Consider the following 12619-nt stretch of genomic DNA (forward strand, 5'->3'; position numbering starts at 1 on the left):
GGAGTGGAGAGTTTTTTAAGCTATTGTGATCAATAAACTAAAGAGGAGCGAAAGCTCCTCTTTATTATTATGGCTTTAGCCAGTTGAGTGCGTGACAAAAAACCACCCGCTATGCGGGTGGAGGAATCGAGGGTTTGACCACCAAGACCATTCCGATAAAATTGAGATGTTCAGGCTCAAAGAAAGGAATGGTCTTAGATGGCAAACAAGAGCTACAGCCTAGCTCACACAAAGTGGATGTGCAAATACCACATTGTATTCACCCCGAAGTATAGACGGAAAGAAATCTATAATCAAGTGAGAAAAGATTTAATCGAAATTTTCAAACGTCTATGTAAGTATAAGGGAGTAGAAATTATAGAAGGTCACATGATGCCAGATCATGTTCACATGTTGGTAGCGATTCCACCGAAAATTGCTGTCTCAACGTTTATGGGATATCTAAAGGGAAAAAGTTCGTTAATGATATTCGAGAAGCATGCCCAGCTCAAGTATAAATACGGAAATCGAAAGTTTTGGGCAGAAGGATACTATGTGAGTACAGTGGGTCTAAATGAAGCAACGGTAAAAAAGTATATTCGTGAACAAGAAGCACATGATCAAGCGTTAGATAAACTGAGTGTAAAAGAATACGAAGATCCATTTAGCAGTAACAAGAGCAAAAAGAAGTAAAACCAGTTTAACTGGTAAGTGAAAGTGACAAATAACACTGAGCCTGAACAGGTTTTCTGTCAGGCTAGCGTCTTTAGGCGCAGTTTGGCAACAGGGGGTTATACCCCAAGAGCAAACCACCCGTTGGACGGGTGGTCATGATTTTTGAAAATACAGCTCAACGATCAGCCTGAAAGCATATTCGTTAAAATGCTTTAAACTTGGGGAAGAAAATAGTTTTTTCTCTCTCTCAAAAATGATGTCGATATCAGCGATTATAGATTATTTGGGATATCTACTTGATAAGAAGTCTGAAAAGATCCAATTGAATTAAATCAAGATCAGATAAATGTATTTTGTACTCCGTATTAATGCCAGTCACAAGAATGGAGTAAAAAAAGCTCCCCCCCTATCTTTGGTTACTATTATATTAAATCTGAGGTAGCTTAAAGTGTCCAAATGGATTAGGGGCTTTAAAGTGAAGAGACTTTAAAGCCTTTCCATATGCATGGAGAAAAAATATGGGAACTTTAGTTATTGACTCTCGTAAAAAGAATAGTTAAAAATTCCAGAAGGTTTATTAATTATTAGAACTCAAGTAACCATAGAATTAAAATATTCGACGTATTGTATATGAAGTGCGACACCTACTTGGAAATAAATAAAAAAAGGGCCATGGCCGGATTCGTGTAGAATGAAGATTCCCACACCACACAAGGAGAACCCACCATGAGCTACTATGGTATGTTTTAAAACGATATATCGCTGGCTTTATACAGGCAAAGGCGTGCTTGCCGTCCTGTGACACAAAGGTAAGCGGTAGAAGCCAGCAGAGACGCGCGGCAAGTTTGCTGTGGGAAAGCCCATCTCTCAGCGTCCAAACGAGGTTCGTAATTGGGGAACTTCGGCCAATCGGAGCTGGATGCTGGATACGATACTCTCGGTCCGTGGGAAAAGTAAGGGGTGCATAGCTACGTTCATCGAACGAAAGACACGCTTGTACACAGCGATTCATATGCCTAACCCCACCGCGTTGTCCATGGAAATTGCCTTTGAGGTCGTGGCCACGCAGTACCTTTCCCATGCGTTTCAAACCGCTACCGCAGACCGTGGCAAGGAGTTTGCCTGCTACACCAGCCTGGAAGCCATTCATGGGGTGCAAATGTATTTCGCGGATCCGTATTCTGGCAACGTGGCTCGAATGGAAGTGCCAATGGTCTCTTTCGAGAGTTTTTCCCTAAGGAGACGGATTTCGCTCAAATCACGGATGAAGCTCTGCACTTAATCAATCACAGATCACGTAAATGTCTGGGCTAGAGAACCGCTTACGAATCCTTTTCAAAGGAACTGTCGCACTCGGCTTGAAAAATTCGTCTAAAATAGATAAGGAGATGGGATGAAGATATTAATTTTCATTCTCTCTAAAAGACAATCCCTATCAAGATTTTGATAAAAAGGCTGTTTTTTCGCTTAGCAGCGCCAAAACTTGATACATATTCAACCTTTTGAATTTGAATTATTTTTCTATAATCCCAATACTAGTTTCAAAATTCTTGATATTTAATACTGCTATCCCCTACCTACTCTAAATGCTCAACCGACCATTAATCTTATCAATCACACCAATAATTTTCTTAGCAACATCCAGCTTTTCATCAAATAAATGCATTACATTGCCACGCTTATTAAATGGATGTTCATTAAGCACTCGTTTGTCCAAGCTACCGTTTTTAATAATATAATTGACAACCAACTTTACAAACTCCATCTGATTTAGATTTAAGCTTTCATCAGATAAAAATTCTGAAAAGACTTCATTTGTTGCTTGTGGGTCTAGTCCAACAATTTTACTTACTAATTTCAGCAGTGGTTCATCACCGAATTCTTTTTTATAGTCTTCTCTCGTGCCAAGATCTTGCCATAAAATCTTTTCTAAATACTTAATGTCTTCTTGTATTAAAGGTTTATTACTTCGCAGTTTGTAGATCACCAGATCATTTTGATGTTCCATTAAGTATTTGTTTACTTTTTTGCGATAGCTTTGCATGTCATTAACTGAATATTCACCGGGATTTTCTCTAGTTTCCATAATTTCATCAGTAAAATTAGTATAATAAATTTCGCCAGACTGAGTATCCAGAAATTTAATTAAATCTCTCAGTGCCTCCCGAACCTCTTCATGATCAAAAATATCTGCTTCTGCCCAGTATTCATTAGTTTGTACTTTGTAAATTAATCCTTTTTGCTGTTTTACCTCTTCAATTGCCCCTTTATTGGTAAGCTTTTCGGCTGTACTGACAACACGATTTTTAGGCTTTGAGGCTGGTACTCGTTTAAGATCCGCATATTCAATCGTATACATCAAATAATCAAAACGCTTTGCCAATTCATCATCATCTATGGTTGGCACTAGTGGTGCAACATGTTCTCCAAGGTCTCTAACATCGGCATCCGAAAGGCATTCAAAGGCACTTTCATGATTGAATTTATGAATATATTGAAGCTTCATTCTGGCATTAAATTTACTTTCGTCAATACCTTTAATTTCTTCTATAATGCCTTTAATCAAAGTATTTCTGTGTTGAATATACTCCTCTATCTGATAATCAAGCACTTGTAGTTCTTTAACAATCTCTATACGGATATTGAATAGATTTTCTGTGAGTGATTTTATCATTTTAGCTTCTTTACCATTTTTGTTAACTCTGAAAAACTCGAAATTTCCGCAGTAATCAAAGATTCTGAAACCATTTTTGTCTATACCTATGCCATACAAATCTTCGCAAAGACGTGTGCCACGACCTATCATTTGCCAAAACTTCGTCTTTGAGCGCACCTTTTTAAAAAATACCAGATTTAATATCTCAGGAATATCAATTCCTGTATCAAGCATATCTACAGACACAGCGATTTGCGGGAGCTTTGTTTTCACTTCAAAATCTTCCATGGTACTTTCCACATAGGGGATACCTGTGTAAACAACTTTAGTAAAATTGCCATAGTATTCCGGATATAAAACATTAAAACGCTTAACTATAAAATCTGCATGTTTTTTGTTTTTAGCAAAGATGATAGTTTTCCCAAGTTTATCGCCACCTTCTACCTTTAGCCCTTTTTCCATCAAATCCTGAAGCACTGTATCTACAGTGTTGTTATTAAACAGGAATGAATTTAAAGCTTCTCCACTGATTTCTTTCACATTATCATCAAAGGTTTCTTCAAACTGCTCTTTTTCTTCCTCTGTTAGATCATCATAATGAATCCCTTCCTCAAGGAATTTCATCTTGGTTTCAATAGTGTGATAAGGTACCAAATAACTCTCTTCGATTGCTTCGCCCAACTCATAAGCATAGGTTGGTACATTGTTTTCAAGCTCAAAAATGGAGTAAGTATTTTTATCAAGATCATTTTTAGGTGTAGCAGTAAGCCCTAATAGAATGGCATCAAAATAATTAAAAATATCCTGATACTTTTTATAAATACTTCGGTGGCTCTCATCAATAATGATCAAATCAAAATGACCACTTGTGAATAGTTTTTCACTTCGTTTGTTTTTAATATTATCAATGGCATTCATCATAGTTGGGTACGTTGAAAATACCATTCGACTCTCCGGATTATCTTTACTGTCTAAAAGATTACAAAGTGATAGTTCAGGTAATAAAGCTTTGAAATTTTTCTTCGCTTGCTTCACAAGTGCTTTACGATCTGCAAGGAACAAAATATTTTTAACCCATCCTCTTTTTATTAGTACGTCAATGGTTGAAATAGCTGTCCTTGTTTTGCCTGAACCAGTTGCCATAACAAGCAGAGCTTTACGATTTGCTTTCTCCAAAGTGTCACAAACCGCTGTAATCGCCATCTTCTGATAATGACGATTTGTAATATCATCATTGATGACAGGGTCTTTCAATGATGATTTATTTTCACGTTTGAAATGTAGCCACTCCAGTTCTTCTTTGGGATATACACCAGACACCAGACGTTCCGGATAACTTGCATCGTCCCATAGATAATACTCAAAACCGTTAGTATAGAATATGACTGGTCTGACTTTATATTGCTTTTCCAAACAATCTGCATAACGCTGTGCTTGAATTTGCCCTACCCGAGGATTTATGCTGGTTTTCTTCGCTTCAATTATAGCCAGTGGTTTGCCATTGTCACCAAAGAGGACATAGTCCACATAGCCAAGACCAGCTTCATTTGGCATACCTTCTACTTCGATTTCTTCAAAACAGTCTTTACCCTTAATCCAACCATTTAATTCTAGTTCTAAATCAATATACATTTTGCGTGTCTTGAATTCAGAAATTTCATCTACTTTAAACATACGATTTTTCTTATTATCTACGCGCTTCGCTGCATTGGCCCGTCTAAGCTCTTCATTTTCCTTAATGATCTCTTCCAGTTTACGGTCTTTTGCACCAAGACGGTCATAAAGGTCTTTGAGCTCATCTCTTGTCTTTTTTTCTTTTTCGTTATCCCCAAGAAGGCTTTCGTCAAAGACGAAGTCTTCATATACGTCTGAGTAGCAGTAATCAATCCAAGAAATGAATTCAAATAGATTTTGAAGTGCTAGAACTGCCTGCTCTCTTGTTATAGGTGCAGCTGAATGAACTGCTTTATTCCCCAGTTGCTGAATATATTTAATCATTGGAAACAATTTTGTATCAATGATACGTTTAAACCTGTAATCATGAATAAGCGATGCCAAATTGTCCTGATAAGGTGCTTCCAGTTCATCGTCATGGCTAAACACCCACTTCACAGCCAATTCCAATGCTCTACGTGCTAGAATTGCTGTACTGGCATAAGAAACTACCAAACTTTTCTCAGCTTCGATACAGGCGTATGTAAAGTCTTTATATTTTTCTTCTTTTTTTAGGAAATCAAAGTTGTAGCACATGTTGCCCCCCCTTTTTAAAGTTACAAACTAAATGCTATCTTAGATTGCAACTTTAACTAGAATTATTTTAAAATTTAAATAAATACCTTCCATCACAAGGTACTGAAGAGCATGAAAAAATCTTTAGATACAGGCTCTTTCTTTTTCAGAACAAAACGATTACTGTACATATCCTTTATTAAAAAGAAATCTTTGCTCTCTTGCTCGTCTTCTTTTTTCCCATCCAGTGCAAGAACAAAGTCAATGTGTTCAAAATCTTTGTCAATGCTTTTATCATCAATATATCCATCAATCTCTTTATCATATCGAAATCCAAATTTTTTCAGCATATTAGACTCTTGTATTGCGTATGAATAGCAGAACATACCTACCCTAATGGATTGTGGTGTATCTGAGTATGACTTAATATCCATAGCAAGTTGATCAAGTTTTTTCAAATCACTTGTAGTTGTACAGCTTTTAACTTCAAGAATTATTCTTGCATCATGTATGTCTACCATTGACTGGTCTCCATACTTTCTAATTCTTGCATTATTACCAGTAATAATCATGTCTAACTGCCCCGATTGATATTCCCTTTCATTATTTACAATAAAACCCTTATGATAGCAAATATTTTCAAACTGCTCTTTGACTTCTTTTTTCAGAAAATCTTCTCTTACTTCTCCCTTTGTAAGATTATGCTTAATGATTTCAGAGGCACCAAACTGAACAAGAAGTAATTTTTCAATGTATTCGTCATATTCATCAAAATACTTCATTTAGTCACCTCCGAATAAATCACCTGTAAAAGCTTTTTGTGAAATACCCTCAAATTTTTCCTCCATCAAACTTAATGATTTACAAATTTTTCCTATTTGTTCACTTATTAACATAAAAACTTTAGCAAACTCATTTTGGTCCTCAATCGGTGGCAATTTTAGCTCTAATTCTTTAATAATTCCTAAATTCAATCCATTCATTATTGCTCCTTTATTTCTCATTTTGATTTGTCTTAAAATGTTTTGATTCTTCGTTATTGATAATGATAAAAATAAAGGATGTATAATATTAATGTCTGGTGTAATACAAGCTAAATGTTTTGAGTTAATCGCTAATGGTATATTATCTGGTACAACAGCTGATCTGCCAGTAGTCCCCATTATTGAAATAAGTACATCTCCCGGAAATACAGTATACCTTTTCAATTTCATATACTTATCTTGTGTAATGTACCTTTCTTTTCCCCAATTAAATCTATTAGTCACAACATTATCTATACCTAAAACATACACACCTTCAGATACAAATTCTGAATGCAATAAGTCACTTCCAAACGGCCCAGTTCTCATATTATTTTTACCTGGCTTTACTACATCTTTTATCTGGACGCTTTTCCAAGATTCATAATCAGCTGATTTGGGACCTACTTTGCTATTTAATAAAGAATCAATCAATTCGTTCATCAACCTAATTTGCTCTTTTCTTACATCAATGAGCCCTCGAACTCTGTCCAAAACTTCGACGATTTTCTTTTGGGTTTCGAATGTCGGCAATGGTAGGGATAAATTTTCTAATACTGTTTTACTAATATGCGGTATAGTGGCTCCAGTACAACTATCTCTTAAATATTGAAATTTCGATTGAAGAAATCTTGCCGCATAATATGGATTAACGCTAGCATTCTTTAATTCAAGTTTGGCTAATGTACTACCAATAACACCTTCTAAACCTACTCCTATAGTTCCTGCATTTGCACCATCCCAAGCAATAATTAAATCACTTTTGTTTACACGCACACTCTTTTTATTAGGAATGCAGTACTTTAGATTTTCATTATGGCGTAAATCTTCAATCTGAATATATCTTTTAAATGAACCCTCCAAAATATCTGTCTCTTCCTCTTTTTTACCCTTTGTTATTTTGAATATATCCTTAATAACTGTCATCCCTACACCATCCTCTCAATGTCATTAAGACCATTAAGAATTTGCTGTTCTAGTTCTTTAATCCTTTGAATAATAACCTTGGGTGCTTCATATTCTACTTCCTCATATTCACTTTCTTTATATCTAGTAATAGATAAGTCATAGTCATTCTTTACAATTTCACCTTTATCTACGAAGAAGGATTTCTCCGTACGCTTCCTATCTTTTTCATTTTCAAGGTTATGGTAACGGTTAATAATATCAGGTATATCATTCTCACCTACTACTTGACGCTTATCATCTAGAGATAAGCCATCTGCCTGCATATCATAGAACCATACTTTATCAGTGCCACCTGCACCAGTCTTTGTGAAAATTATAATAGCAGTAGAAACCCCTGCGTATGGCTTAAAAACTCCACTAGGCATAGAAATAATTGCTTGTAACTGATGGTTTTCTACAATCTCTTTACGAATGGATTTATGAGCATTAGAACTGCCAAATAGTACACCATCTGGCACAATAGAAGCACATCTACCGCCTTTTTTAAGCGTTTTTAAGAACAGGGCTAAAAATAACAATTCTGTCTTCTTTGTTTTTGTCACTTTTAAAAGGTCAGCAGATACACTATCATAATCCAGCGAGCCTTTAAATGGCGGATTTGCCAGAACTAAAGTGTATTTTTCACTGTCTTTATTTGTCTCTGATAAAGAATCTCTATATTCAATATTTGGTCTTTCAACACCATGAAGCATCATGTTCATAGCACCAATACGAAGCATAGTTCTATCCATGTCATTACCAAAGAACATATCTCTATGATAATGGTCTTTCAATTCTTTAATAGTAAACATGTCCTCATTATTTCGTTTTAGGTACTCACCTGACGCGACGAGAAAACCTGCTGAACCAGCAGCAGGGTCAACTATAATATCCGTTGGTGTTGGCTGCATCAAGTTGACCATCATTTGAATGATGTGTCTAGGTGTTCTAAACTGACCGTTTGTACCAGCTGTTGCAACTTTAGAAAGTAAATATTCGTATAAATCCCCTTTGGTATCATCTGCTGTATTATCTTCTTTTACGGGTAACCTATCAATATTTGTTACAACTTTTTCTAACATTTGCGGTGTAGGAATCATAAAGATCGCATCATCCATATATTTAGTAAAAGCTGAATCTTTGTCACCATGCATGGTTTTAATAAAAGGAAACACTTGCTTTGAAACCGTTTCATACATATCAGATGCACTCATTTGCTTAAAGCTATGCCATCTGAGGTTTTGCTGATTTTCGTTAAAAATCTTATTGAAATCCATACCGACAAACTCTGCCAGTCTTTCTTCTTCTTTTTGTTTGTCATCAAGTCCCTTTATAAATAAAAGGTAGGTAAACTGTTCAATAACAGACAATGGATTAGTAATACCACCTGTCCAGAATATCTCCCATATTTTATCTACCTTACTTCGTAATTCACCTGTAATCATAGTAATACTCCCTTGATCTGATTTATTTCAATCTAGTATTTCAGTAGCTTGTCTTTTTTATTGCTTGGGTAATTAACATCAAACAAAACTCCAGAACGTCACTTTATATTATAAAAAATGTTATAATACATGTTCATCCCAATTTTAAAATAATCCCAAATAAAAATCCACCGACGTTCCAGATGAAGATTGCGTCCATAGAGGCCTTAATTGACCTGAGCTTCGTTACTCTCCGCATAAACGATCCATTGGAAGCTATCGAGATAACAACTTACAGCTGCTGATAAAACGAGTTGAGGATATTTGACTGTAGATTCTGACGGATTTGAAGAACACGCTGTGCTCATCAATCTAATTACGTTATGCTACTAATTTAGCCCAAACTCCTTGAGTTTGGGCCGTATACTTTTTCAGAAAGGTATTAGCTTCTAACCAACATCGCCACCGACTCCACATGCACCGTATGCGGGAACATATCCACCGGCGTTACCTCAACCGTACGATACCCACCATCCTCCAGCACACGCAAATCGCGTGCCAAGGTGCTTGGATTACAGCTCACATACACCACGCGCTCCGGCTTCATCTCCAGGATCGTATCCAGCAAACGTGGATCGCAGCCTTTACGCGGTGGATCGACAACGATGACGTCAGCTTCGATGCCTTGTTCTTTCCAGCGTGGGATCACATCCTCGGAAGCGCCGACTTCAAACTTGACATTCTTCATCTCATTCAACATCGCATTACTGCGAGCATCTTCAATCGCCTCGGGAACAATCTCTACCCCGTACACCTGATCTGCATGTTGCGCGAGGAAAAGAGAAATCGTCCCGATGCCGCAATAGGCATCAATCACGGTCTCTTTGCCACTCAGTCCTGCGTACTCTACCGTCTTCCCATAAAGTACTTCCGTCTGCACCGGATTCACCTGGTAGAACGAACGCGCGGAGATCGCAAACTGCACATCTCCGATATAATCGTAAATCACATCACGGCCCCACAGGACGCGGGTCTCATCGCCAAAGATTACGTTGGTCTGCTTCTTGTTCACGTTCTGGCAAATGCTCGCCACATGCGGAATTGCTTCACGAATACTGCCGATCCACTCATCCTTGTGCGGAATATCGCGGCCATTGGTGACCAGAACGAGCATCATCTCGCCTGTACGGAATGCTTTCTTCACCACTACATGACGCAGCAGACCGCGACCTGTCTCTTCGTTATATGCGCTAATGCCGAGATGGCTGCCTAGCTCCTTGACCTTGGCCACCACTTCATCGTTATGCTCATGCTGAATGAGGCAGGTGTCCATGTCGATGATCCGATGACTTCCTTTGGCGTAAAAACCACCCACCAAGCCGCCCTCGGCTGAACCAATTGGCACCTGTGCTTTATTGCGATAGCGCCACGGCTCGTCCATACCCATCGTAGGAAGCACACGAATTCCCTGCTCCGCATCTTCTTCATTCATGACACCTTCCATCCGAAGACGGATACGGTTGCTGCCGTTCATTTGTTCTTCAGTAGAGGTTTGTTCAGGTTCGATTGCCTGTTCCGCATCCTCCACCAACACATTCAGCTTGCCGATCCGCTGCAAATTATCCACTACCAACTGGCGTTTCCACGCAAGCTGTCCGGCGTAACTCATATGCTGGATCTGGCATCCGCCGCATTGATCGTAGATCGGGCAAGGTGCGGATACACGATCCGGGCTTGCCTTCACAATCTCCAGCAGTTTGGCGTAGCCGTACTGCTTCTTCGTTTTCATCACTCTCACGCGCACGGTTTCGCCCGGAAGCGCACCTTGCACAAACAACGTGTATCCATTGGCCCGGCCGACACCCTCACCATCATGGTTCATGCCAATGATATCGATGACAGTCTCTTCATTTTTGCTAACCGGAAGTCCTTCGATTGGTGCAGATTCACGTTCCCGTCCCTTAGGACGAACGGCAGAAAGAGATGCGCCTTGTGGTCGCACCTCTTTCCCTTGCTGACGTGTAGATGGACGAGATGGTTTGCTCGGCTGATGGGATGCTGACGCGTTCCCTTGCCCCTGAGAGGCAGCCGAATTCCGGCGGTTTTTTCCACGACCGCTGCGGTTCGTATTAGACAACGTACATTCACTTCTTTCTTCTTATATGTTCATCCCTTGTGCAAGGGAGATTCCATTCATTTTCAGGTACCATGAGATTATACGTGATCCCATTGTACACGGCAACAGGAAATCACGCTTTCTCCCCGATCCATACTACGCTTAACGATACAACATCAGGTGATGACGCAAGTTCGTAAATGCGGCTGGCAATGTACCGCCCAGCTCACCATCCAGGTTCAACTGCACATAGCCCGGCGAAGTCACTTCCATATAATCCGTTTGGAAATGAACGACCTTCTTATCATTTAGATGTTCACCACGCAGCGCAAGGGTTACGAGGCGAATCATGTCAGCCAGATTACATTTGCGCACACCGATCACATCGAACAGACCATCATCAATGGTCGCACCCGGAGCCAGCTTCTCGAAGCCCCCGACGGAGTTTGTATTGGCAATGAGGAACAGCATGAATTCATCATGAATCTCTTCCTGCCCCGCCGCACGGATAACCAGCTCCTGCGGAGACAGACTTGCCATTTTCTCAATACCCTTCATATAGTAGGCCAGCTGCCCAATCATCGTTTTCAGACGACTTGGCACCTCATAGGTCAGTTCGGTTAACGAACCCCCACCCGCAATATTGATAAAATATTTATCATTCGCCTTGCCCAGATCCAGCGGACGAAGCTGCTGGTTAATAACCAGATCCACGTAATCTTCCCACTGTCTAGGAATACCCAGTGCACGCGCAAAATCATTCGTCGTTCCCAAAGGAAATACACCCAGCGGTGGACGATTCTCACGCTCGGCCATACCATTAATGACTTCATACAACGTACCGTCGCCGCCAGCGGCAATAATCATGTCATATCCGCGCTCAATCGCCAGCTCCGCCTCCCGGGTTGCATCTCCCTCACCCGTTGTTGCGTGACAAGAGGCTTCAATGCCACCTTGATCCAAACGCTGCAAAATATCAGCCAGACGTTTCTTCATTTCTTCCCGGCCTGAGGTCGGGTTATATATTAAGCGAGCTTTTTTCATCTCATACGCCACCTATTCCACATTATCCATGAGTCTGCATGACCTCATTTTGTTTCCACCTGCGAGTGACCACAGCCGGGTATCATTTTACACAATGATTCATTTCCGTTAATCCTACGCCAACACTTTTCTCTACCTATATATATGCATAAGGAATTCCGTCTCATTCCATAGCCTTTATATTCTATCATATCATCAAATGTGAAGATGTCCTAGCCTATGATGGATAAGTAATTATTATCATATCGAATCAGTTCAAAATTTTACATCAGGATAACATTATCAATACATGCTAAAGAATTAACTTACTCCACACTGGCCATGTATTGGCATTCACGCTCTCTCTCTTATCTTCCGAACTTGTCTATCCTTTACAAAATAAACCTTTCGCACTCCTCTTGAATCTAGTCCTATCGTTTTCCTGTCGTTCATAACCATCCATCACCATTCTGCCCGCTTGGGCCGGAAATAGTCTTATCCCCTCTCAAATGATGAGAACAACCATATCCTTCAAAAATTTTACAAA

7 protein-coding genes and 1 pseudogene are annotated in these 12619 nt (G+C 39.3%); 2 read left to right on the forward strand and 6 right to left on the reverse strand.

Features of this window, described 5'->3' with window-relative positions:
- Positions 1 to 198: 198 nt before the first annotated feature.
- The gene (gene tnpA / locus P364_RS0128835; RefSeq protein WP_024633498.1) at positions 199 to 672 is read left to right on the forward strand and encodes an IS200/IS605 family transposase; all 474 of its coding nucleotides are present in this window, start codon (positions 199 to 201) and stop codon (positions 670 to 672) included.
- Positions 673 to 1393: 721 nt separating this feature from the next.
- Positions 1394 to 1968: pseudogene (locus P364_RS35710) on the forward strand (IS30 family transposase); the annotation flags it as partial.
- Between the two features lie 268 nt (positions 1969 to 2236).
- On the opposite strand, the gene P364_RS0128845 reads toward P364_RS35710, so the two are convergent.
- From P364_RS0128845 to P364_RS0128870, 6 genes are all read right to left on the reverse strand, one after another.
- A complete protein-coding gene (locus tag P364_RS0128845; protein WP_024633500.1) occupies positions 2237 to 5560 on the reverse strand; it encodes a DEAD/DEAH box helicase family protein in 3324 nt (1107 codons plus the stop codon).
- 92 nt (positions 5561 to 5652) lie between these two features.
- Entirely contained in the window at positions 5653 to 6321 is a 669-nt protein-coding gene (locus P364_RS0128850) for a hypothetical protein (RefSeq protein WP_024633501.1), read from the reverse strand.
- The gene (locus tag P364_RS35715; protein ID WP_024633502.1) at positions 6322 to 7488 is read right to left on the reverse strand and encodes a restriction endonuclease subunit S; all 1167 of its coding nucleotides are present in this window, start codon (positions 7486 to 7488) and stop codon (positions 6322 to 6324) included. It lies immediately after the preceding gene.
- Between the two features lie 2 nt (positions 7489 to 7490).
- Positions 7491 to 8954 (reverse strand): type I restriction-modification system subunit M, encoded by a 1464-nt coding sequence (locus P364_RS0128860; RefSeq protein ID WP_029881387.1) that lies wholly within the window; start codon positions 8952 to 8954, stop codon positions 7491 to 7493.
- A gap of 421 nt (positions 8955 to 9375) precedes the next feature.
- Complete coding sequence (rlmD, locus tag P364_RS0128865) at positions 9376 to 11070, reverse strand: 23S rRNA (uracil(1939)-C(5))-methyltransferase RlmD (RefSeq protein WP_024633503.1); 1695 nt, start codon at positions 11068 to 11070, stop codon at positions 9376 to 9378.
- Positions 11071 to 11211: 141 nt separating this feature from the next.
- Complete coding sequence (locus tag P364_RS0128870; protein ID WP_024633504.1) at positions 11212 to 12093, reverse strand: diacylglycerol kinase; 882 nt, start codon at positions 12091 to 12093, stop codon at positions 11212 to 11214.
- Positions 12094 to 12619: the final 526 nt, after the last annotated feature.

Origin of the sequence: Paenibacillus sp. MAEPY2 (genome assembly GCF_000499205.1) — a bacterium.
In the GTDB taxonomy this organism is placed as follows: Bacteria; Bacillota; Bacilli; order Paenibacillales; family Paenibacillaceae; genus Paenibacillus; species Paenibacillus vandeheii.